The organism is Salinispirillum sp. LH 10-3-1, from assembly GCF_030643825.1.
Lineage (GTDB): Bacteria > Pseudomonadota > Gammaproteobacteria > Pseudomonadales > Natronospirillaceae > Salinispirillum.
In genome coordinates, this window is record NZ_CP101717.1 from 972124 (window position 1) to 995598 (window position 23475).

A 23475-nucleotide genomic window follows, 5' to 3' on the forward strand; every position below is an offset into this window, starting at 1 on the left:
GTGAATGAACAGGGTGAATGACCTGCTTGAATAGTACCATATCAACCTAGTTTGTGCTCTGTGGGTGCTCCATCAGCCAACGTACGTTGCGCACCAGCTCAGGGTTCAGCAGCGACTCGGCCGCCGCAATGGCTTCAGGAACACGCTGATCAAAAGTAATACGTTGTTCGGCATCGGTTGCGATCACCGTTTTCTCGCGCAGCGTCAGCACGAAGCGCCGAAACAGGGTCTTGTCAAAGAACTCCGGCGCATTCAGGCCATTCAAAATAGACATTCGCTGCGCCAGCTGCTGGGCCTGCGCTTCTAGGTCAGCTACGGTAAGGCTGTATTGGCCATGTGCCTGCAGCACGGCGAGTGTGAGGTAGTAGCGCTCGAGAGTTGGCTGCATTAGACGGCCGACGGCGATGAACTGGGTCGCCAAACTCGGGTCGGTGCTGGGAATCAGAAAATCGCCTTCAACCGAAATCAAACCACGTGCGATCAAACCATCGAGGTATTGGTGTGCGACCTTTTGGGCTGCTTCCATGTCCCAGTGCATAAACAATTCATTGCGTACGTAGCCATAAATCAGCGTGAGGTGCTTCATTAACTGGTCACGTGTTTTGGGTGTGCCGTGAATTTGCAGGCCGCAACAGAGCAATGCGGGCAGCGCCAGTAAATGAATGATGTTGTTACGGTAGTAAGTCAACAATACGGCATTGTGGTCGTTAACGCTGTAAAGCGCACCCATCGGGTGGTCAATACGCCGTACCATCTTCATGTCTACGGTATGCGCTAGCCAGTCCGACGGAGCACCATCAGGAAAGGTCATTGTATCGCTGTAAGGCACTTCCTGTAGCAGGCTGACGTAGAGCGCCGCGTGTTGCTCAATACTGAATTGATCCAAGGCGTGGTTAGGGCTCGCTAACAGTACTGTGCCGATCACATTCACAGGGTTCAGTGCTGCAGCTTGATTGATACGGCTGGCCACCTCATTGCTGAGTACCTGAATGGTCTGCGCCAGCCAGGCCGGTCGAGAGTCCTGGGTGATGTTGTGGTCACGCCAGTTGGCTTCCTGTGCCGTCAGGATGCTTTGCAATTCTATGGGAGTGCCAAAGTTCAAGCTGACTTCGCCGTAATTCTTTAGACGCCGTATCGTGCCGATAACATCGAAGATAGATTCGCTCTTCTTTTCTTTACCGCGTAGCTCTTTCAAGTAACTGTTGGCTTCGAACACCTTCTCATAGCCGATGTACACGGGAACGAACTTCATTGGCAAGCTGGGGTCACGCAGATAGCTTTTAACCGTCATCGCCAGCATGCCGGCTTTGGGCTCCAGGGTACGCCCGGTACGTGAGCGCCCACCTTCGACGAAATATTCAACAGGGCTGCCCCGTGTGAACATCATATGCAGGTATTCGTTAAACACTGCGGTGTAGAGCTTGTCACCACCAAAGCTGCGGCGCATAAAGAACGCGCCACCGCGGCGTAAGATTGGCCCAACGATCGGCATATTCAGGTTCTTGCCTGCCGCGATGTGCGGGATCGGTACGCCTTGCGAGTGCAAGCTATACGACAGCAGCAGATAGTCAATGTGGGAGCGATGGCAGGGGACATAGATGACCGCGCTATCCTGCGCCGCCTGTTTTACGACCGCAATGTTATTGATGCGGATGCCGTTGTAAATCTTGTTCCATAAGCGCGATAGAAAGAGGTCCAGCACCCGCACAGTAGAATACGAAATGTCCGCCATGATCTCTTCGAGATAACCGGTGGCGACCTTGCGTGCTTTGTCCGGCGTGGTCTTCTGGGTACGCGCATGATGTGCAATGGCTTCACGCACCTGCACAGAATTGACGATATGGGTCATCATGGTACGGCGATGCGATAAGTCCGGCCCCAAGACGCCCAAGCGGACGCGATTGAAATGCACGCGCAGAATACGATGCACTTTGCGGGACAGGCGAGCGACAGGCTGATCTTCAGTGATCAGTTCGCGCAGCGATAACGGCTGATTGATCTCGACAAATGTGCTACGGCCATTAACCAACACGGTAAACAGTTTGCGTACGGGGCCGGGGATAGACCAACGGTCGGAAAACAGTATTTTAAACAGTGACTTTTCTTTGGTGGGCGCACGGCCCCAAAACACACTGATGGGCACCAGCTGGATGTCCTGCTCGGGGTCATCTGTAATGCGCTGGCATAGCTGCGTCAGTGCAGTTGACCGACCCTGGCGTTTCAGCGTACGCAGGGTGCGCGACTTATACTCCAGAAATACCAAGGGCTCTTGTTCGATGGACTTGTGTAGGGTCGGCAGCCCCATTTTGCTGATAAATAAATCGGCGGCAATGCGGTCGGTTAGGCTTTGCCGACGCAAGACATAGATAATGGGCTGGGTATCTTGCAGTTTTGGCAATTCCGCTGTTTTGGAATTATCAAAGCGTATCCAGACGCTCAGTAGGCGTTTCAGCAGCGCATACATAAATGTTTTGTTCCCAATACCAAAGGCCAGTCGGGCGATTGTAGCAAAAGCAGTAGCTACTTCCTTACAAAAATTAGACATTGACCGGTCTGTTGTAGCGTCAGCCTTACACCTCAATGCCAAACGATTTCGGCTGTTTAGGCTTAATAGTGCGGCGGTGGGCTGTCGGTGATTTCGGGGGCTATCTGTTGGGTGAGGCCGGACACCTGATCGCTGAACTTTTCTAGCAGGCGTTTAAGTTGGCGAATCTCCGCGTCCTGACGCCCTATAACGGCGCTCAACTGTTCGATGGTGTCCTCCGAAAAGGCCAGGCGTACTTCGAGATCGGCAAATCGTTGTTCAATATCCACAGTGTTTTTTCAATCCGGGTTGTTTAGTAGTCAAGGTTTTTGGCATTATGTTGACACTTGTGCGGTTGTGTCTTGTTTCGCCGCGCCAAGAGTACATGTGCAGAAAGGATAGCATACCCATCGGGTGGAGATGCGTCGAAGTGGGTCTAATGCTGGTTAGTTACCCTAGGCCTATTAGGTATGCACATTTTAGTTAACTTACGTTAAGTGATTATTGAGAGAAGAGCTAGGTTATGAATGCAGTGAGTATTATTGTTGGTTTAGTAATTAGTTTTCTGGCGGCTATTGCCGCAACATTGGTTGTTGTTTTTTGGCAAGGCAATCCTGTGTCTTTGGCGTTCAGCCAAGATGGTTTTTGGGCATCCGTCGCCAGTGTCTGGGCGTTGATGGCTCTCGTATTGATGATTATGGAGTTCCTGCCACTTGAAGCACGTGAAGATCTGCGCGAAGAGGGCGTGGTGAAGTGGTTCAATGGAGCAAAAGGGTTTGGTTTTATCACGCGCGATAACGATGAAGACGTGTTTGTACACTTTCGTTCGATTCGTGGGCGCGGACATCGCACCTTGCATGAAGGTCAGCGCGTAAAATTTGGGGTGGTTGAAAGCGCCAAAGGTTTACAAGCAGAAGACGTAAGCGTGGTGCGCCACCAGTAGGAGGCAAGCCCTCTGGCCGAATACTAACGGCCAGCCCAACGCAATACAACCTGCCCCATCAACAGCCACGGGTCCAGGTTGTCACTGCCTTTAACCGCCGCATCGGTGCGCTGCAGCAACTGCAATAACGTGCTCCAGCGTGCCGGTTTGATGCGGCTCACCGCTTGCTTCACCGGCCCTTGGCGTGGCCCCATAATCCGCAAGGCCATACAGGCTTGGTCGATGGACTCACCTCGCTGAACCTTTTCCTGAATCTGCATTGCATGGCGTGCTTCTCGCGTAAGCGCCCATTGCACCATCAAGGGTTCAACACCCTCGCTGCGCAAGCTGTCCAGAATGCGCTGCGCGCGGGCTAAATTGCCTGTATTCGCAGCATCGGTTAGATCAAATACCGTAAAACGGGCATTGTCGACCACCGACTCCAGCACCAGTTCGGCACTGACTTCGCCATCGCATAAAAGTGCCAGCTTCTCCAACTCTTGCTTGGCAGCCAGCAAGTTACCGTCAACGCGTTCGGCCAACAACTGGGCGGCATCCGGTGTGAGCGTCAGTTTCAACTGGCGCGCCCGTTGTGAAAGCCATTGCGGCAATTGCTGGCGTTGGATTGGCCATACATTGATGACGCCAGCCTGCACGGTGAAGGTTTTGAACCACTTGGTTTTCAGCGTAGCGCGATCCAGTGCTGCGCCATTCACCAGCAATATGTTGTCCGGGTTGGGCGACGCGGCGTATTCCTGCAGCACATCCTGGCCTGCTTTATCCGGCTTGCGCTCCAGGTTCAATTCCAGCAGCAGTCGGTCACTGAACAGCGACATCGCTTGATTCGCCTCGATCAACGAAGACCAACTGAACTGTGCATCCGCTTGCAGTACCCGGCGTTCTCCCACCCCATTTTTGCGGGCGTGCTGCCGTAAGGTGTCTAGCGTCTCCAACACCAATAGCGGTTCCTGCCCCATGACCACGTAGATGGGCAGAAACTGCTTATTCAGATGCTGGGTCAGCTGTTCAGCCTTGATGTCCATGTGCGCTTAGGCCACCACAATATTGACCAGCTTGCCGGGCACCACAATCACGCGCTTGATCTCTGCATCAGCCAAAAACTTCTGCACATTGTGCTCCGCGCGCGCGGCGGTCTCAACGCTTGCTTTATCGGCATCGGCCGCTACCGTGACACGTCCACGTACCTTACCGTTCACCTGCACGACGTAAGTCACTTCGTTGCGCACCAAAGCGCTTTCGTCCACGGCAGGCCAGCGTTCGTGTACGACTGCGTTGCTGTGCCCAAGCGTGGCCCACAGGCTGTGCGCGATGTGTGGCGTGATCGGCGACAGCATCAATACGGCGGTTTCAAGCGCTTCACGCACCACTGCTTGGCTTTGGCCGGGCTGCAAATCAAATTTATTGACTGCGTTCAGCAACTCCATGGTGGCGGCAATGGCCGTATTGAACGTTTGGCGACGGTCAAAGTCATCGCTGACTTTTTGGAGCGTCTCATGGGTTTTTAAACGCAAAGCTTTCATGTCGGCGTCTAAAGCTGACGTGTCCAATGCAGTCTGATCATTCAGCTCCACCAGGCTGTGCACCGCACGCCACAAGCGCTGCAGGAACTTGTACGCACCCTGCACGCCAGACTCGACCCATTCCAGTGTCTGGTCTGGTGGGGCGGCAAACATGGCAAACAAGCGTACGGTATCAGCGCCATAGGCTTCGAGTGTTTCTTTTGGGTTAACCCCGTTGTTCTTAGACTTCGACATCTTGCTCATGCCGGAGTGTATAACCTCGTCGCCCGTAGCGGTTTCTACGGCGCGGGTGACCTTGCCTTTGTCGTCGCGCTCCAGCGTGACGTCCTTGGGCGAAATCCATACCTGGCCGCCATTAACGGTTTTATGGAAGGTGTCGGCCAATACCATGCCTTGGCACAGCAGGCGATCGAACGGTTCATCGCACTTCACCAAGCCTTCGTCGCGCATCAACTTGTGGAAGAAGCGTGAATAGAGCAGGTGCAAGATGGCGTGTTCGATGCCGCCGACATACTGGTCGACTGGCAGCCAATAATTGGCTTCGTCAGGGTCGACCATGCCGTCGGCATAGTTCGGGCTGGTGTAGCGCGCGTAGTACCAGCTCGACTCCATAAAGGTGTCAAAGGTGTCGGTTTCTTTTTCAACCGCGCGGCCATCGAGCTCATCTTTGCGCCAATCGAGGTCGGCTTTGATGGGCGACTGTACGCCGTCCATTACCACGTCTTCCGGTAGCAGAACAGGCAGCTTGTGCATAGGCACAGGAATTTCGCCGCCTTCCGGCAAGTTGAACATCGGGATGGGGGCGCCCCAGTAGCGTTGACGAGACACGCCCCAATCACGCAGACGATAATTGGTGGTCTTTTCGCCCTTGCCCAATTTGGTCAGTTCAGCGGCAATGGCCTGAAAGGCATCTTCCGAGGTCATGCCATCGTAAGCACCGGAATTCACCAGCACGCCCTTGCAGGTGTAAGCGCCTTGGCTGAGATCAACCACATCATCGCTACCGTCGACCGGGCGGATGACTTGAGTGATCGGGATGTTGTACTTGGTCGCAAACTCCCAGTCACGCTCGTCGTGGCCAGGTACGGCCATCACCGCGCCGCTGCCGTAGTCCATCAACACAAAGTTCGCTGTCCACACCGGCACCTCGGCGCCCGTTAATGGGTGAATGGCGGTCAGGCCGATCGGCATGCCAAGCTTTTCCATGGTCGCCATGTCGGCTTCCGAAGTGGTCATGCTTTTGCACTTGGCGATGAAAGTTTGCAGCTCAGCGTTGTTCTCGGCTGCTTTCAAAGCCAGCGGGTGCTGGGCGGCCACGGCTACGTAGCTGACGCCAAACAGGGTGTCGGGGCGGGTGGTGTATACGCCGATCTTTTCGTCACTGTCTTTCAGGTCGAATTCTAAGTTCACACCTTCAGAACGACCGATCCAGTTGCGCTGCATGGTTTTGACCTGTTCCGGCCAGTGCGGCAACTTGTCCAAGTCGTTCAGCAGTTCTTCGGCGTAGTCGGTGATCTTAATGAACCACTGCGGAATTTCACGGCGCTCAACCACGGCGCCAGAACGCCAGCCGCGACCGTCGATGACCTGCTCATTGGCCAGTACCGTTTGGTCAACCGGGTCCCAGTTCACCGTTGCCATCTTTTTATAAACCAAGCCTTTTTCGTACAAACGGGTGAAGAACCACTGCTCCCACTTGTAGTAGTCGGGTTTACAGGTGGTCACTTCGCGTGACCAGTCAAAGCCGAAACCTAAATCTTTCAGTTGCTGGCGCATCTGGTCCGTATTGGCGTACGTCCACTTGGCCGGTGCTGTTTTGTTCTGAATCGCCGCATTCTCTGCTGGCAGACCAAAAGCATCCCACCCCATGGGGTGCAATACGTTCTTACCCAGCATGCGCTGATAGCGCGCAATAACGTCAGAAATGGTGTAGTTGCGCACGTGCCCCATGTGTAGCTGCCCGCTTGGATACGGAAACATCGACATGCAGTAGTATTTTTCGCGGCTGGTGTCTTTTACCGCACGAAATACTTGGTTTTCTTCCCAATACTGTTGGGCTTGGGCTTCAATTTCACTGGGATTGTACGTGGCGTCCATAAATAGGCAGTCCGGCTCTGATCAGTCAAAATAGAGAATGGGTGAAAGGCGGAAAGGATACCCGAGTCCGCCTTGGTTTTCGATAGCTCATCGCGAGTTGAGTTAGACCGCGAGCAGGTTACCGGCGAGCTGTCCGCAGCGTCCAAAATAAACCCAAGGCACTGAGCAGCACGGTTAAGAGCATCACGGGCCAACTGCCTAGGCGCTGAAACGGTGTTATGCCATTGCGCGGCAGGATTTCACCTGACACCGTTGCTTGCACAAATTGCGGTGCGCGCGCCAACACCTGGCCGTGTTCGTCCAGAATAACGGAGATACCATTTTGGGTGGCGCGAACCATGGGGCGTTGATTCTCGATGGTTCGAGCACGGGTGATTTGCAAATGCTGTTCGGGCGCTAGGCTACCACCAAACCAGGCATCATTGCTGATTACGATCAGCACGTCACTGTCGAGCGCTTGTTGGCGCGAAAGATTCGGATAGGCCGCTTCATAACAAATCAGCGGCGCGAGCTTCAGTTCGGTGCCTGCGTACTGCATGGTCATCGCCGCTTGGCCAGTCGGGCCGGGCGTAAAGCCTGACATAGGGAGGTCAAAGAAAGCGATCAGCCCTTGCAAAACGCTTTGCAGAGGTAAGTACTCACCAAAGGGTACGAGGTGTTGTTTGCGATACTCGCCCGCACCGTTACCCCAGGCCTTGATGCCGTTGTAGTAAACACGGCCTTCGCCGCGCAGTGGTAACCCACTGATAATAGCTTGATCGCGCGCCACGGCACGTTGTTCCAACACTTGAATAAAGCCGGGCACCGCATCCGGGAAGGTAGGAATGGCCGTCTCTGCCCAGAGCACCAAGGCGGCTTCGGTTTCGCGGTCGGTGAGTGCTAAATGAATACTCAAAATTTCGTTGAGGATTTGTGTGTCCCATTTGATTGACTGATCGGTATTGCCCTGTACCGCAGCAACCGGCATGGGCTGGCTCAGGCTAGGCTGGGTGTAATGTCGATCCGTCAGAGCAAAACCGACGCCCCACGACAGCACTAGAAAACCGGCGGCAAACGCCGTGGGCATCAGGGCCTTCACCCGATAGCGCCACTGCCACAGCAAGGCAGCGCCAAACAGCAACAAAAAGCTAACACCAAACACACCGGTAACCGGAAGCCAGCCGCGCAGCCAGTTATCGGTCGCCAGCGTACCCCACAACAACCATGGCATACCGGTGAATAAGGTCGTGCGCACGCCTTCAAAGGCTAACCAAAGCAGCGGAAACAACATCCAGTGCAGCGGGGCATCGTTGCAGTAGCGGCGTCGCACCTTTGCCGGCAGCCAGGCCTGCAGTGCAAACAGTAAGCCCATGGCAACGCAGAACGCAGCGGTTAATACCAAGGAAATGGCAACGGGCGTCTCCACCGTTCGCATGGAGGCGTAAACCCAAGACACGCCTGTGCCGAAAAAACCGATACCAAAAAACCAGCCACGCAAAAAGGCTTCCCGTGGGTTCTGTTGTGCGGTCAGCCACCAAAAGACGATAGGGAGAGCGTAAGCCAGTGGCCAAATGAAGAAAGGTGCGAATATCAGTGGTACAAGAGCGCCTGTTAACAGCAATATCCAGCGAGCAGGCCAGTGCTTTTCCGTTAAGGCGTATATCTGAGCAGCAAATATCATTAAACTACGAGTCCTTTGCATATTAGGCATCTTAAAGTGTTAAGAGTGCCACACACCAACCATCGAGAACCACCTGTTATGTCACAAGCGTTACCCGAATTTCGCGGCTACCGATTCCCTCACCTCAACCGGCTGTGGTCGGCATTGTGCCAAGAGCGAGAATTGCCGCAACTGGATCGATGGTTGAGTCGCACTCTGCGCGAAGAAAAAGCCTTTGGTCGACGTGATCGTCTGTACTACGCTGACGTACTGTTTGCCGCCATGCGCTACCTGCAAACCATTGTACTGCTGGAGCAAGGCTATAAAGCTCAGGACGTAAAGGCTTTTCCCGAGTTTTACCGAACGCAAGACGCCAGCATGACGGCTGCGTCACTGTGGGCCGAAGTGCAAGCCCTGCCGGTGGAGTCGGTGCTGTTCTGGCTGGCCAAAATCACCGATACCGGAGGTGATTGGCCACGCGAAATTACCGACCTGAGCGAACGCAATCTGTTTTGGAGTAACGTCAAACAGGTGCTCAATAAAGCCTCAATGAATGATGTGTTGCAAGGCTGGCGGCCTTCTTGGCAGCCACTGCTGCAGGAGCGAGCGGCACAGTCAGGCTGGCAGCAAGAAGATTGTCATCGCTTTGTCCAAGGGCAAAATACCCGTCCGCCACTGTGGTTACGGGTGCAGCGCGCCGAAGATCAGGCCGCTATCGTCGAGCAGATTGTGGGACAGGGCTACGACCTTGAGCAAGATGGCGATGCCTTGAAGGTGGTTGGCGAACGCGGCATATATCAATTGCCCGCGTGGCAGGAAGGCAAGCTGGAAATACAAGACTGGGCCAGCCAGCAGATCAGTCGCGCCGTCGATGCCCAGCCCGGCGAACAAGTCTGGGACGCCTGTGCCGGTGGTGGCGGTAAGACCTTGGCGATTGCCAGTGCGATGAACAATAAAGGTGCCGTGACGGCAACCGATATTCGTGAATATAAGCTAGAAGAGGTTAAGAAGCGGGCCAAGCGGGCCGGTTGGTTTAATGTGCGACGCTTTGCTTGGGACGCTGAAGCACCACTGCGATTACCCAAAGAAGCGGCGCGCCAAAACGGCTTTGACCGCGTACTCATTGATGCGCCGTGCAGTTCGTGTGGTACTTGGCGCCGCAACCCGGATGCACGCTGGCGTTTAACGGAAGAAGAAATTGTTCGACTGACGCAGCTGCAAGACAAAATACTTAGTCAGGCAGCACCCGCCGTAAAAGTCGGTGGCCGCTTGGTATACGCCACGTGCAGTTGGCTGGTCGCCGAGAACGAAGCGCGGGTTGAGGCCTTTTTGGCGGCTAATCCAGGTTTTAGTTTGGAGCGTCAGGAGGTCGTGGGTTATCCGGCACAGGATGCAGATACGATGTTTGTCGCAGTACTCACCCGGCAGAGCTAAAAGCTACGGCCCTTCGTTGTCTTGGGGGCCTAGCTGGGTGATGAAGTCGATGATCTTCTCATCGTCCCAAGGCTTGGCGAAGTATTTCACCACGCCCCACTGTTGCAGTTGGTCCGCCGAGGGTTCGGCTTTGGCGCTCAACAGGACAAAGTACGCGTCAGGACGCAGCGGGCGCAGCAGCGCAAACAGTTCCGGGCCCAGAATGTCCGGCATATGAAAGTCCGATACCACCACATCAACGCGAATCTGGCGCGCAATAGCGATGGCTTCTTGCGCGCCAGTGGCGAACATAAAGTCAAACGGGGCCTGGCGTAACTGACGATGCAATGCCGCCAGTACTCGCCGGTTGTCGTCCACAAACAGAACGCGTTGCATGGAATTTTGCCTTACTGGGTGATCTTCTGTGGGATGAGCGTCAGCAAATGCGTGGGAACTTCATTGGTCGACGTAGTGTGGGTGCGCATGGCAAAGCAGGGCATGGTGCCAATAACACAGTGCACGCCGTCGCCAAGGGGGAGATCCAGTAAACCTTCCGGCAATATTGTACGTGCCTTCATGCCAGCGATGGCGTGGCCATCGGATATCCACTCCGCAGCCAAAGCGTTGGACTCCACAATTCGGCCATCTTCACCAATGTGCAAAATGCCAACAGGCAAAGCATCCAGTATCGATTGAGTGGCAATCAAGGTGCGTGAATTCGCATGCAAAGCGCGGTTCTTCTGATCGATGCGCTCCATCAAGGCTTGATTCACATCTTTCAGCTCTTGGGCAAGATCCTGATGGCGAGTTTGTAAGGTATAAAGCTCTAAACCTTGATGGATGGTGGCAAGCAGATGATCGTCGTCCCAAGGCTTAAACAGTATCTTATACACATGGGCTTCATTGACCGCGGTGACCGCAGCCTCCGCTTCGTGGTAGCCGGAAAGAATGATGCGCGTGACCAGCGGATGGCGCGAGCGTGCCACGCGCAGTAAATCGTTCCCGGACAGGCCAGGCATGCGCTGGTCAGACAATATGACGCCAATGTTTTCTTGTTCAAGCAGGCTCAACGCGGTGGCGCCTTCGCTGGCGCTGAAGGACGCGAAAGGCTGGGAGTGCAGCAGTCGCATGATGGCTCGAAGTGTTGCAGGGTCATCATCTACCACTAGTACACCGGGATTCTTCATCGGCTACCTCTCTGTGTGGTCTACACTTCAGTATAGACAATATGTGAAGGCTGCAAGCCATGGCAGAACAATTCTTCCTGATGCCGAGCTCGCCCCTGGCCTTATGGGGGCTATTGTTGGTGGCCGCCGGGCTCGGCGCAGCGTGCTACGATCTGGTACGTCGTTGGTGGTGGGCGCCACGAGAACGGGCGCGCATCGATGCCGAGCGGCAAGTATTGGGTGGCACCTTGATGGATCTGCGTGAGCGTATGCAGCATCAAGAACATATGGCGTCGGTCGGAAAAATAGCCAGTGGGGTAGCGCACGAGATCAACAACCCGGCAGGCTATATCATGTCGAACTTAAAGACGCTGAAGCGCTATATGACGCTTTTGCTAGCGCGCGAAGCCGGCCCCTTGTCAGAAGCGGAGCGCCAAGAGCTTTTGTTCGTGCAGTCGGATCTACCTACCTTAATGGACGACTGCTTAGACGGTGTGCAGCGGATTAGCGGTATTGTGCGCAGTCTGCGCAGTTACACCCGAGCGGCAGAGTCGACAGAACAGATTCCCCATACATGGGATGACCTCGTACGTAATGCGGTCCGGTTAACGCACGCTGAAATTCATCATCTGTGTCGACTCGAACAACAACTGCACGCTACTCATTCTGTCCGTGCAAACGAGCGGGAAATCACCCAGGTATTGGCCAACTTGATCCTGAATGCACGGGATGCCATGGCGCTATCCGGTCAGGGGTCGCTCATTACCTTGCGCACTCAGGATGTTGATGGCGGTGCTGAACTGCTGGTGGAGGACGATGGGCCGGGTGTGCCTCCACACCTGGTCGAACGTATTTTTGAGCCTTTCTTTACCACCAAAGCGAGCAATAAAGGCACTGGCCTTGGACTTAGCATTTGCCGCGACATCATTGAAGCCAACCACGGCGGGCAATTGCGCTACGAGGCCGCCAGCAACGGCGGCGCTCGTTTTATCATTTACTTGCCTAAGGCAGGGGCTAAGACAGCATCAGAACAATAACGTCATCAATTTGCGCTGATACTTAGCCACCAAGGCTTTGTCGTGGCAGGCTTGGAACAAGGCCTGTATGTCTTGGCGGCCCTGATTGTTGTTCCAGCCAATATCACCGCGCAACACCTCCAATAACAGTTCGAACGCGCGCTCGTAACCGCCGTGTGCAGCTAAGGCCATGGCAAGCGCATGTGCGCTGGCTGGGCTTGGGTCATTGGCGTAGCTGGCTTCCAGTAAATCCACATCGCCATACGCGGCCGCTTTGTGTTGCAGTGCGATTTCTTGGCAGGCAGATTTAATGGCCGGATGCGCTTGCTGTTCTTCATTCAATTGTTCTGCCACCGCACTGGCATCTTCAAGAGCACCAGACTTGAGCAACGTGTGCAGCAACAGCGCCAACGCGTCGGCGTCATCCGGCTGGTTGTGCAGTTGTTGCTGCAACAGTGCCAAGGCGTCTTCATACGATTGCGTTGCCCAAAGCGCCTCGACCTGCAACGACAAGTCTGGCGCGGCAGGCCCCAAGTGTTCGTCCAAGAAGGCCTTTACTTCAGACTCGCTCTTGGCGCCCTGAAAATGTCCTACCACCGCGCCGTCTTTAATCAGAGCAACCGTGGGCAGGCTGCGGACGCCAAACTGTGCGGTTAATCCGGGCTCTTCGTCGGCGTTCACCTTGGCCAGAATAAAGCGTCCATTGCCCTTAGCGGCTAAGCTTTCCAATACCGGCATCAAGTTCTTACAGGGCGCGCACCAGTCGGCCCAGAAATCCACCAACACCGGTGTGGTTTGTGACTGCTCGACAATGGCTGACATGAATGAGTCTTCGGTGACCGTTACAATAAAAGGTGAATCACTCACGGGTGGCTCCTGTTTGGTCGATTGTTCGATAAAAAGTGTCGATATGATAAACCGAATCGGCCTAGGGAATCTCTGAATTAATCGCACGGCGCTCTGGCTTTTCGAGGTGCTTTGCGGCAAGGCGGGTTCACGCAGGAATGTCGAGACCTTTCTAGTGAACCTAACGCAGGCGCGGAGTACCTCGGAAAGCCCCGCTGGGCGCGGCCAAAATGTCCATACACTGCGTTGTACTTCTGGGCAAGGGCTACTGCCATTACCGGCGAAGTACGCCTTGCGCCTGAACATTTTGGTCAGCGCAGAGTCGCGTGGGATTAATTCAGAGCTTCCCTAGCAGCGGGAGCCAAAAGCGTTGCTATTTTGTCTGGCATCCCTAAGATGATGAGATAGAACAACTCAAGTTTTAGGGATTTGCACAACACCACCGGCAGCCGACTTAGTACACAAAAAGTCTCGAAAACTTGAGTTCACAACAACTCCGAGCCTGTTGCGCCTTACCCATGTCTTCTGATGTGGCTGGACTTCAGGCCCCAGCGAATACCCGTTGGTATTACGTTGGCTGGGTTCGGCGAGGAAACTCCCGGGCCTCCCACACTTGGAAAGGGGTTTTAAAAATGCTTGCCGACTCGTTTGGACGGCGCTTCTATTATTTGCGCCTGTCCGTCACAGAAGTGTGCAACTTCAGTTGCACCTATTGTTTACCCAATGGCTATAGCGGGCCAAAGCCTTCGGCGTTTATGCGCCGTGATGAATTGCGGCGCGTGATGCAGGTGTTCGCGGCTGAGGGTACGCGTAAAATTCGACTCACCGGCGGCGAACCGTCGCTGCGAGCCGACTTGCCAGACATCATTGCGGATGCGCGTCAGACCCAAGGCATCGAAACCATTGCACTGACGACCAATGGCTATCGCCTTGCTGAGTCAATTGCCGACTGGCAACAGGCAGGCCTTAGCCAGCTTAATGTCAGCATCGACAGCCTTGACCCCGCCCAGTTCAAAGCCATCACCGGCCATGATCGTCTGCGCGCCATCCTGCAAGGCGTGGATGACAGCCTAGCGTTAGGTCTTCCGGTCAAAATCAATGCCGTCTATATGCGTGGGATGAACGACCAGTTGGGCCAGTTCTTGGCTTGGCTGAAAACCACGCCCGTCACCTTGCGCTTTATTGAAGTCATGGAGGTCGGGGCACAGCCGGATTTCTATCATAACCATCACGTGCCACTCAGTAATATGAAGCAGCAACTCTTGCTGGAAGGTTGGCAACCCATCGTGCGCGGCAAAGACGCCGGGCCAGCTCAAGAGTTTTGGCATCCGGATTATGCCGGGCGTATTGGCTTGATCATGCCTTACAGTCGTGATTTCTGTACCACCTGCAATCGCTTGCGTGTCACAGCGCAAGGCAAACTGCATCTGTGCTTGTTTGGTGAAACCGGCTACGACCTGCGCCCTTGGTTACAAGAGGACGCGCAGCAGGACGAATTGACCGCCGTCATTCAAGAAGCACTCGGACATAAACCAGCCACGCACGGCCTGCACGAACACAACACCGGGCTGATCCGCGACCTGTCGATGATAGGGGGCTGAACATGGCGCCTTGCGTAGGTATTGTTCTGGCCGGTGGGCGGTCGTCTCGTATGGGGCGAGACAAAGCCGGCTTGCTGTGGCACACCGGTGTGACTTGGGCCGAGCACGCGCGCCAGCGTTTGTTGAGTGTCTGCGACGATGTGCATGTGAGCCATGCGGATGACCTAGCGGATTTGCGCTCAGACTTCATTGGCCCGCTGGGCGGTATCGAGAGTGCCCTGACAGCTTGCATGGGGAGGCGTTGTGTTTTCCTGCCGGTGGACATGCCGCGGGTCGATGAGTCGGACTTGCGTGTGGTGACCGAGGTTGCAGAGCCTCATGCCACCTACGCGCAAGGTTGGTTTCCGCTGATGCTGACCGCCACGCCGGATGTATTGGCGACCGTGCAAAGCATTCTGGCCCTGCCCGAAGCGCGTCAGCGCTCTGTTCGTGCTCTGGTAGAAGCCCTACAACCCAATATTTCAATTATCGATGCGGCCGCTCCGGATCGACTGAAAAACATTAACGATCCCGTCGAACTGCAAGCGATGGGTTTAGGAGAAAATACCCATGGGTAACCACGTTTCCACCCATTTTGTGCCCTTAAATATAGCCGTGCTAACGGTGTCTGATACCCGCACAGCAGCAAACGACACATCGGGCGATGTACTGGTGGACCGCCTGCAACAAGCCGGACATCAACTGGCCGTACGTGCCATCGTCATAGACGACGTCTACCAACAGCGTTCCGTGGTGTCGCAGTGGATTGCCGACGCCGGGGTCAATGTGATCTTGGTGACTGGCGGCACCGGTCTGACCGGTCGGGACTCAACACCGGAAGCCTTGAGTGTACTGTTCGACAAAACCGTGGAAGGCTTCGGTGAGCTGTTTCGGCATCTGTCATTGCAAGACGTCGGGTCTTCCACCGTGCAGAGCCGCGCCTTGGCGGGTTTGGCTAACGGCACCATGGTGTTCTGTATGCCCGGTTCGCCCAATGCGTGCAAAACGGCGTGGGACGGCATCTTGGCCGAGCAACTGAACAGCACCCATAAGCCCTGTAATTTTGTGCCTCACCTGTATCTCGACGTCGTGCAATGCGCCACGCGCGATGGCCTGGAGCAGGGCTCTGCACAAGGAACAGCGCAGGAAAGTCAGGAAGGTGCAGCATGAGTCAATTGACGCACCTGAACGCGCAAGGCGAAGCCAATATGGTGGATGTGTCCGCAAAGGCGGTTACGGCGCGCGAAGCGCGCGCTGAGGGCTTTATCGCCATGCAAGCAGATACTCTAAAGCTGGTATTAGAGGGCGGGCATAAAAAGGGCGATGTGTTGTCCGTGGCGCGCATTGCCGGTATTCAAGCGGCGAAACGCACGTGGGATCTGATTCCGCTTTGTCACCCCTTGATGCTGAGCAAGGTGCAGGTCGACTTCGTACCCGACGAGACAGCTGGTGGCATTCACATTCAATCGCTATGCAAGTTGAGCGGGCAGACCGGCGTTGAAATGGAGGCCTTAACCGCTGTTTCGGTGGCCGCGTTGACCCTGTTTGATATGTGCAAAGCGGTAGACCCTGGCATGGTGATCAGCGGAATCCGAGTTATGGAAAAGCAGGGTGGTAAGACCGGGCACTGGCAAGCGGAAGGAGTGTCGTGATGACCGTGCAGGTGTTGTTCTTTGCGCGCTTGCGCGAAGCCTTGCCCACAGCGGAGCTTGAATGGCCGTGGCAGACGGGCACCGTGTCCGATCTAAAACAGCAATTGACGGAGCAGGGTGCTGAATGGCAGCCATTGAACGACGACTTGCTGGTGGCGGTGAATCAGGAAATGGCGCGCCTGAACACGCCGGTAAACTCCGGTGATGAGGTGGCATTCTTTCCACCGGTAACGGGAGGCTAGCATGGCAGTGCGCGTACAGGTCGAAGACTTCGACGTAGCAAACGAATACCACCAGTTGGTGGCTGACAATACGGCCGATGGCGCCGTGGTGAGCTTTGTCGGACGTATGCGCGACCTGAATCAAGGCGAGCAGGTACGTACCATGACGTTAGAGCATTATCCCGGCATGACGGAAAAGGCGCTGAATAAGCTCGAAGCCGATGCACGTCAGCGTTGGTCGCTAGGCAGAGTGAGTATCATTCATCGGGTCGGCACGCTGACCCCAGCGGATCAAATAGTTTGGGTCGGGGTCACCAGTAAGCACCGGGGCGATGCCTTTGCGGCCTGCGAGTACATCATGGATACACTCAAAACCACTGCACCGTTCTGGAAGAAAGAATCCACCGCAGCGGGTGAACGCTGGGTGGATGCACGCGAGGAAGACCAACAGCGCAGCACGCGCTGGTTGTAGGAGGCCAGCCCTCTGGCCGAAATTACCTCCTACAACGTTTCTACTACGCCTCTTTCGCCAAATACAACCACGTATCCAACACCGAATCCGGGTTCAACGACACGCTGTCGATTCCCTGATCCATCAACCATCGCGCAAAGTCCGGATGGTCCGACGGCCCCTGACCACAAATCCCGACATACTTGTTGGCGTCCTTGCAGGCTTTAATCGCCATCGCCAACAGGGCTTTCACAGCATCATTACGCTCGTCAAACAGGTGAGCAATGATGCCAGAGTCGCGGTCTAGGCCGAGCGTCAACTGTGTCATGTCGTTGGAGCCAATCGAAAAACCATCGAAATACTGCAAGAACTCTTCAGCCAGCAGGGCGTTGGACGGAATTTCGCACATCATGATGATACGCAAGCCGTTGTCACCGCGGCGCAGACCATGTTCGCCCAACAATTCAACCACGCGCTTCGCTTCCGCTGGCGTGCGTACGAAGGGCACCATGATTTCCACGTTGCTCAAACGCATGTCATCGCGTACCCGTTTCAGAGCACGGCATTCCAGCTCAAAGCAGTCGCGGAAGTCGTCAGAAATGTAGCGCGACGCACCACGGAAACCCAACATGGGGTTTTCTTCTTCCGGCTCGTACGCCTTACCGCCGATCAAATGCGCGTATTCGTTCGACTTAAAGTCAGACATGCGCACAATGACTTTTTTCGGATAAAACGCCGCCGCCAAGGTCGAGATGCCTTCGGTCAACTTGTCGACGTAGAAGTCGACGGGCGACGCATAACCCGCAATGTGATTGCTGATGGTGGCTTTGAGGTCTTCGCTCTGATCATCAAAATTGAGCAGCGCCTTAGGGTGCACGCCAATCATACGGTTGATGATGAATTCCAAACGCGCCAGACCAACACCTGCGTTGGGCAGGAATTGGAAGTCAAAGGCGCGATCCGGGTTACCCACGTTCATCATAATGTTGAACGGCAGGTCGGGCAGTGCCTTGATGTCGTCACTCTGATGTTCAAAGGCCAGCTTGCCTTTGTACACGCTACCAGTATCACCTTCGGCGCAGGAAACCGTCACCATCTGGTCTTCGGTCAGTTTCTCGGTCGCGTCGCCGCAACCCACAATGGCTGGAATACCCAGCTCACGCGCAATGATCGCCGCGTGGCAGGTACGGCCACCACGATTCGTCACAATGGCCGAAGCGCGCTTCATCACCGGCTCCCAATCGGGGTCGGTCATGTCGGTCACCAGTACATCGCCGGGCTTAACGTCGTGCATGTTTTCCAAACTCGCCACCACGCGCACAGGGCCACTGCCAATGCGATGCCCAATGGCGCGGCCTTCGGCCAAGACTGTACCGGTTTCTTTCAGCACGTAACGCTCAATGGACGTGGTGCCAGCAGTCTGGCTTTTCACGGTTTCAGGACGGGCTTGCACAATGTACAGTTGCTGGTCGTCACCGTCTTTGGCCCACTCAATGTCCATCGGGCGGCCGTAATGGTTTTCAATGGTGATCGCAATACGCGCCAGTTCTTCCGCGTCGGCATCGCTGATGCAGAAACGCTGGCGGTCGGCCATCGCCACATCAACGGTTTCAACCGCGTTACCGGCACTGCCTTGGCCCGTGCAGATCATCTTGATGGCCTTAGAGCCCAGCGTGCGGCGCAAAATAGCGGGCACACCTTGCTTAACGGTTGGCTTGAAAACGTAGAATTCATCAGGGTTAACCGCACCCTGAACCACGGTTTCACCCAAACCATACGCGGCGGTAATAAAGACCGCGTGCGGGAAGCCAGACTCGGTGTCCAGCGTGAACATAACGCCAGACGCCCCGGTTTCACTGCGCACCATGCGCTGTATACCCGCAGACAGAGCCACTTCGCTATGGGTAAAGCCTTGGTGCACACGGTAGGAAATAGCGCGGTCATTGTAGAGTGAGGCGAACACTTCTTTGATGGCCTGCTTGATGTTATCCAAGCCTTGAATGTTCAGGAAGGTCTCTTGCTGACCGGCGAAAGAAGCATCGGGCAGGTCTTCGGCGGTGGCCGAAGAACGCACGGCGACTTTCAAGTTGGTGTCCGTACCCACCATTTCGGCGTAGGCGGCGTCAATCGCCGTATTCAGTTCGGCTTGGAAATTCGCCTGCATAATCCAGCCACGAATCTGCTTGCCGGTTTCCATGAGCGCGCGGGTGTCGTCCACATCCAACGCATCTAGGGCCGCATTAATGCGGTCGGCAAGGCCATCATGAGCCAGAAAGTCACGGTAGGCTTGTGCCGTAGTGGCAAAACCACCTGGCACGCGCACACCGGCGTCACTGAGTTGATGGATCATTTCGCCGAGGGAGGCATTTTTGCCGCCCACTTTATCGACGTCTTCCATTCGCGCTTGGTCAAGGCGTATTACGTAGTTAGGCACAGCGATGTCTCCGTTGTCGTAGCTAGTCAGGGCGCGAGGGCTCATTATTATATTATTGGGTGTTCTGGGGCTCGCGCGCTTGATATTAGAGTGCCGATGATGAAAAATCGACCTCAACAGTTTTACATCATAATACCGGTTTTGCGGCCCAGAGCTGATGCAGGTCAGTCTTCTGTTGGAAGGGGCGGTGTTGAGCCGTAACAGGCAGAGATGTTTTATGAGACGTTCAGCGTTTTTCGTATCAGATGGCACCGGTATCACCGCAGAAACCCTAGGTAACAGCTTGTTAACGCAGTTTGAAGGCATTCCGTTCAAGCGCGTAACCATCCCCTACATTGATACGCCGGAGAAAGCCGCCACGGCGGTCGCTCGCATTAACCAAGCGACGCTGGACGACGGAGCGCCCGCGATCGTCTTTGACACCATTGTGAACACCGACATTCGGGACACCATTTCGACCTCAACGGGCTTTATGGTCGACGTATTCGCTACCTTCTTGAAACCCCTCGAACAACAGCTCGGCATCGAGTCGTCTTACTCCGTCGGCAAGTGCCACTCCATTAACGAGTTCAGTCGCTACCACCGCCGCATCGAGTCGGTGAATTTTGCATTGGATAATGACGATGGCGGCCGCCAGCAACAGTACGACAAAGCGGATATTATTTTGATTGGCGTATCACGTTGCGGTAAAACACCGACCTGCCTGTACATGGCACTGCAATTCGGCGTGCATGCCGCTAACTACCCACTGACCATGGAAGACTTGGCCAACCCGGGCTTGCCTGACGTGCTGATGAAGCATCGTGAAAAGCTGTACGGCTTAACTATCGACCCTTTTCAGTTGGCCGCCATTCGCCATGAACGCCGCGCTAACAGTCAATATTCATCCTTGAGTCAGTGTGAGTATGAAGTGCGGGAGGTCGAGAAACGCCTGAAGCAAGAGGGCATTACCTTTATCAACACCACGACGTTCTCCATTGAGGAGATTGCGACGCGGATCATGGATAATGTGGGGCTTGACCGCCGCCAACTCTAGGCAGCCGCCAAAACCTTTTTTCTCAATCTGGCGTCGTTAAAAATGGCCTCAAAATGCTCATTTACCATTAGTAAACTGCGCTTTCTCGGCCATTTTTGCCTAGCCAGATTTTCGCCTCCGAGGCTTTAGCAACTACCTATCACCATTCAGGTTAACACCTACCAAGGCAGTACCGTACCATCCCAATTCCAGAACTGCCCGCTGGCATCAGCGGTGTTCAACTCGGTCAGCACATGCCACAAATGTTCCGCAGCTTCCGCAGGTGTTTTCAACTGACCAGCCGGTAAGCCAGCCTGAAACGGTTGTGACAGCGGGCTGTCGGTCGTGCCAGGATGGTAAGACCCCACCGCTGCCAGCGGAAAACGCCGCTGCCATTCTACTGCTGTGGTTTTGACCAACATATTGATCGCCGCCTTGCTGGCGCGATAAGCGTACCAGCCCCCCAGTCGATTATCCTGAATGCTACCGACCTTGGCCGACACCACCAACGCCTGCATTTTGTCCTGCCGTGAGAGGCGAGACGTCAGATGCTGCAACACCGCCATTGGCAAGAGCGTATTGGCCTGAAAAGCGGCCAACAACGCATCCGGCTTAACATCTTCAACGCGTTTCTCGGGGCGCTGTTCGCCGTTTGACAACATGCCAGTAGCCACCACGACGCGGGTGGGCAGCGGAAGCGAATTGAGCGCGGTCTGCACGTTGTGCCACTGCCAGTCGGCTGTGCGTTGGTGGGTGATGCCACTGGGTAGCTGCGGCTGGGTTTGGCTGGATACCATATAGACGTTCGTATCCGTCTGGCGCGCCTTTGTGGCTGCCGCCATACCGATAGCACCACCACCAACGATCCAAGTGCTCATGAAGGTACGCTCTACTTAATTGAAGGGAGTAGGACATACGTAGGTTTAGGCGAGTTGGAGCACTTGTGTCGTCTAACGAAACGCCGCTTTATTGGTGGGATTACTCAAGGCCTTGTTGGCTGTGCCTTTGTAGTGGCATAGTGAATTTGGCCACCTAATTAGAGGTGTTATCATGCACCAAGAAGCAATTAGGTGACAGTATGGCAACAAGACCCAAACGTAATTTTAGTCCCGAATTCCGACTCGAAGCCGCTCAATTGGTTGTCGATCAAAACTACACAGTTCGAGAGGCTGCTGAGGCCATGAGCGTTGGCCATTCGACCATGGATAAATGGGTTCGACAGCTACGCCAAGAACGCGATGGACAGAGCCCTAAAGCAACCCCGATGACGCCTGATCAGCTTAGAATCCGTGAGCTCGAAAAGCGCATTCGGGATATTGAAATGGAAAAAGACATACTAAAAAAGGCTACCGCTCTCTTGATGTCGGACTCCCTGAACACTTCTCGCTGATCGAGAAACTCAAGACGAGCTACCCGGTCAAAAAGCTGTGTGATGTATTCGGCGTACATCGCAGCAGCTTCAGATACTGGCTACAGCGTTCAAAAAGACCGATGTGTATCAGAAAGGCCAAGGAAATTGCGAAGGTTAAAGAGCTATTTCGCGACAGCGAAGGGTCTGCAGGAGCACGCAGCATCGCCGAGATGGCAACAACTCAGGACGTGCCACTTAGCCGCTATCGTGCTGGACGCCTGATGGAGAATCTGGGGCTAATCAGTTGCCAAATACCCGGTCACACATACAAGAAAACAGGTGATGAACATGTTGAAATACCGAACCATCTAGGCCGCCAGTTTAACGTTGAAGCGCCAAACCGCGTTTGGTGTGGCGATGTCACGTACATCTGGACCGGCAACCGCTGGGCTTATCTGGCCGTTGTCATTGATTTATTTGCGCGAAAGCCAGTGGGCTGGGCGATGTCGCTATCGCCGGACAGTGAACTGACCCGTAATGCGCTGAACATGGCCTATGAGAGCCGTGGACGTCCTAAAGGTGTTATGTTCCATAGTGATCAAGGCAGCCATTATACAAGCCGCAGGTTTCGCCAAACGCTGTGGGCATGCCAGATCAAACAAAGTTTAAGCCGACGAGGGAACTGCTGGGACAATGCGCCGATGGAGCGGTTCTTTAGAAGCTTAAAGGTCGAATGGGTGCCTACTTATGGATACCGCTCATTCATGCAAGCAGAGCATCACATCGTGAAATATTTGATTGGATATTACAGTCAACTTCGGCCGCATCAGCACAACAAGGGAATGAGTCCGAATCAGGCTGAGGAAAACTACTGGATTAACTATAAACCGGTGGCCAGTTTTACTTGACCACTACACTTGAAAGTCTCGACCAGGCTAGTCTGGCAGTGAAAATACACCTTAACGAAGTCAGGATCGTTTGGCTTCCAGTCCATTCGAACAGCGCTGCCACCCTTTACGAGGAAGCTGGGTTCACCCCACTTCAGAGTTTCTTCAACCGTGCCTAAACCATTTTCTTCGGCAACAGAGAAGACCAAACGGCGAATACTCTTGAGCTGCTCTTGTGCTGCCACAGGGTAGGTAGCAAATTTCGCTTCTATTTCAGATTTCACGCAGCCTCCGGATTAGTGATGCGTAGCGCTTGTGTTCAGCGGCACCATGGAAAGAGGGCAGGCAACTAGCTTGAATGTCTGGTTAGGCGCTCAACTCCGCTGGCAACCAGCCAATACAATGCAAGCCACGCTAAGACCGAAAGAAGCCAACCCAAGGTATTTGGCATAGGCATTCCCCAGCCAGACAAGCCCTCATTTTGTAATACAGGCAATCCCGTTTGGTGTAAAAGGTAAGGAACTGCAAGCACTGTCATAACAAAGGCTTCCAATGGCGTATCCACAAACGCCGTCGTGAACACCGCAAGCACCAGAAATAGCGCATGCAGAGAGCATATGGTGAGCCAGAACCATACAATGCGATATGCTGTTGGTTGAGTCATCAGTAAGCCTAACGCCAAGCACAGAGGGAAATTGGGAGAGCAGGGAGCAAGTGCTG

General features: G+C 54.6%; 23 protein-coding genes and 1 riboswitch. Of the genes, 11 read left to right on the plus strand and 12 right to left on the minus strand.

The genetic code is table 11. From position 1 onward, the window contains the following. Positions 1-46: 46 nt before the first annotated feature. On the minus strand, positions 47-2464 hold the full coding sequence (gene plsB / locus NFC81_RS04285; protein ID WP_304996300.1) for a glycerol-3-phosphate 1-O-acyltransferase PlsB: 2418 nt from the start codon (positions 2462-2464) through the stop codon (positions 47-49). Positions 2465-2607: 143 nt separating this feature from the next. After that, positions 2608-2814, minus strand: a complete 207-nt coding sequence (locus NFC81_RS04290; RefSeq protein ID WP_304996301.1) for a SlyX family protein — start codon at positions 2812-2814, stop codon at positions 2608-2610. A gap of 233 nt (positions 2815-3047) precedes the next feature. Between NFC81_RS04290 and NFC81_RS04295 the strand changes: the two genes are divergently transcribed. Next, positions 3048-3467, plus strand: a complete 420-nt coding sequence (locus tag NFC81_RS04295; RefSeq protein ID WP_304996302.1) for a cold-shock protein — start codon at positions 3048-3050, stop codon at positions 3465-3467. Between the two features lie 23 nt (positions 3468-3490). Here NFC81_RS04295 and holA read toward each other — a convergent pair whose 3' ends face one another. The 3 genes from holA to lnt form a co-directional block, all read right to left on the minus strand. Then, positions 3491-4489: a DNA polymerase III subunit delta gene (holA, locus tag NFC81_RS04300; protein WP_304996303.1), complete on the minus strand. Its 999-nt coding sequence runs from the start codon at positions 4487-4489 to the stop codon at positions 3491-3493. 6 nt (positions 4490-4495) lie between these two features. Next, on the minus strand, positions 4496-7084 hold the full coding sequence (gene leuS, locus NFC81_RS04305) for a leucine--tRNA ligase (protein ID WP_304996304.1): 2589 nt from the start codon (positions 7082-7084) through the stop codon (positions 4496-4498). Between the two features lie 118 nt (positions 7085-7202). Continuing rightward, positions 7203-8744 (minus strand): apolipoprotein N-acyltransferase, encoded by a 1542-nt coding sequence (gene lnt / locus NFC81_RS04310; RefSeq protein WP_304996305.1) that lies wholly within the window; start codon positions 8742-8744, stop codon positions 7203-7205. A gap of 78 nt (positions 8745-8822) precedes the next feature. Between lnt and NFC81_RS04315 the strand changes: the two genes are divergently transcribed. Then, positions 8823-10157: an RsmB/NOP family class I SAM-dependent RNA methyltransferase gene (locus NFC81_RS04315; protein ID WP_304996306.1), complete on the plus strand. Its 1335-nt coding sequence runs from the start codon at positions 8823-8825 to the stop codon at positions 10155-10157. Positions 10158-10160: 3 nt separating this feature from the next. Here NFC81_RS04315 and NFC81_RS04320 read toward each other — a convergent pair whose 3' ends face one another. Beyond that, the gene (locus NFC81_RS04320; protein WP_304996307.1) at positions 10161-10532 is read right to left on the minus strand and encodes a response regulator; all 372 of its coding nucleotides are present in this window, start codon (positions 10530-10532) and stop codon (positions 10161-10163) included. A gap of 11 nt (positions 10533-10543) precedes the next feature. Then, positions 10544-11323, minus strand: coding sequence for a response regulator (locus tag NFC81_RS04325; RefSeq protein ID WP_304996308.1), 780 nt, complete (start codon positions 11321-11323; stop codon positions 10544-10546). Positions 11324-11382: 59 nt separating this feature from the next. On the opposite strand from NFC81_RS04325, the gene NFC81_RS04330 reads away from it, so the two are divergent. Further along, entirely contained in the window at positions 11383-12339 is a 957-nt protein-coding gene (locus tag NFC81_RS04330) for an ATP-binding protein (protein ID WP_304996309.1), read from the plus strand. Here NFC81_RS04330 and NFC81_RS04335 read toward each other — a convergent pair. Beyond that, entirely contained in the window at positions 12328-13185 is an 858-nt protein-coding gene (locus tag NFC81_RS04335; protein WP_304996310.1) for a tetratricopeptide repeat protein, read from the minus strand. The two genes, NFC81_RS04330 and NFC81_RS04335, sit on opposite strands and share 12 nt — an antisense overlap. 461 nt (positions 13186-13646) lie before the next feature. Beyond that, positions 13647-13804, plus strand: a riboswitch (molybdenum cofactor riboswitch). On the opposite strand from NFC81_RS04335, the gene moaA reads away from it, so the two are divergent. The 6 genes from moaA to moaE all read left to right on the plus strand — a co-directional run bounded on the left by moaA (position 13797) and on the right by moaE (position 17089). Next, positions 13797-14765: a GTP 3',8-cyclase MoaA gene (moaA, locus tag NFC81_RS04340; protein ID WP_304996311.1), complete on the plus strand. Its 969-nt coding sequence runs from the start codon at positions 13797-13799 to the stop codon at positions 14763-14765. Its footprint overlaps the riboswitch before it by 8 nt. Positions 14766-14767: 2 nt before the next feature. After that, complete coding sequence (locus tag NFC81_RS04345) at positions 14768-15322, plus strand: molybdenum cofactor guanylyltransferase (RefSeq protein ID WP_304996312.1); 555 nt, start codon at positions 14768-14770, stop codon at positions 15320-15322. Then, the gene (gene moaB, locus NFC81_RS04350) at positions 15315-15914 is read left to right on the plus strand and encodes a molybdenum cofactor biosynthesis protein B (RefSeq protein ID WP_304996313.1); all 600 of its coding nucleotides are present in this window, start codon (positions 15315-15317) and stop codon (positions 15912-15914) included. The genes NFC81_RS04345 and moaB overlap by 8 nt, the downstream gene beginning before the upstream one ends. Beyond that, positions 15911-16396, plus strand: a complete 486-nt coding sequence (gene moaC, locus NFC81_RS04355; RefSeq protein ID WP_304996314.1) for a cyclic pyranopterin monophosphate synthase MoaC — start codon at positions 15911-15913, stop codon at positions 16394-16396. The genes moaB and moaC overlap by 4 nt, the downstream gene beginning before the upstream one ends. Further along, a complete protein-coding gene (moaD, locus tag NFC81_RS04360) occupies positions 16396-16638 on the plus strand; it encodes a molybdopterin converting factor subunit 1 (RefSeq protein ID WP_304996315.1) in 243 nt (80 codons plus the stop codon). Before moaC ends, moaD begins: the two co-directional genes overlap by 1 nt. Before the next feature lies 1 nt (position 16639). Next, positions 16640-17089, plus strand: a complete 450-nt coding sequence (moaE, locus tag NFC81_RS04365; protein ID WP_304996316.1) for a molybdopterin synthase catalytic subunit MoaE — start codon at positions 16640-16642, stop codon at positions 17087-17089. Between the two features lie 43 nt (positions 17090-17132). Here moaE and ppsA read toward each other — a convergent pair whose 3' ends face one another. Beyond that, complete coding sequence (ppsA, locus tag NFC81_RS04370) at positions 17133-19502, minus strand: phosphoenolpyruvate synthase (RefSeq protein ID WP_304996317.1); 2370 nt, start codon at positions 19500-19502, stop codon at positions 17133-17135. Between the two features lie 217 nt (positions 19503-19719). Between ppsA and NFC81_RS04375 the strand changes: the two genes are divergently transcribed. Next, on the plus strand, positions 19720-20538 hold the full coding sequence (locus tag NFC81_RS04375; RefSeq protein ID WP_304996318.1) for a pyruvate, water dikinase regulatory protein: 819 nt from the start codon (positions 19720-19722) through the stop codon (positions 20536-20538). 158 nt (positions 20539-20696) lie between these two features. Here NFC81_RS04375 and NFC81_RS04380 read toward each other — a convergent pair whose 3' ends face one another. After that, on the minus strand, positions 20697-21395 hold the full coding sequence (locus NFC81_RS04380) for an SDR family NAD(P)-dependent oxidoreductase (protein ID WP_304996319.1): 699 nt from the start codon (positions 21393-21395) through the stop codon (positions 20697-20699). A 200-nt stretch (positions 21396-21595) separates the two neighbouring features. Between NFC81_RS04380 and NFC81_RS04385 the strand changes: the two genes are divergently transcribed. Then, positions 21596-22776 (plus strand): IS3 family transposase gene (locus tag NFC81_RS04385; RefSeq protein WP_304996005.1). Its coding sequence is split into 2 segments (ribosomal slippage): positions 21596-21863 and positions 21863-22776, totalling 1182 coding nucleotides; the frame shifts between segments, so codons are not numbered across the junction. Here NFC81_RS04385 and NFC81_RS04390 read toward each other — a convergent pair. Next, a complete protein-coding gene (locus NFC81_RS04390; protein ID WP_304996320.1) occupies positions 22749-23039 on the minus strand; it encodes a DUF1801 domain-containing protein in 291 nt (96 codons plus the stop codon). The two genes, NFC81_RS04385 and NFC81_RS04390, sit on opposite strands and share 28 nt — an antisense overlap. 65 nt (positions 23040-23104) lie before the next feature. Then, complete coding sequence (locus NFC81_RS04395; RefSeq protein WP_304996321.1) at positions 23105-23419, minus strand: hypothetical protein; 315 nt, start codon at positions 23417-23419, stop codon at positions 23105-23107. Positions 23420-23475 lie beyond the last annotated feature (56 nt).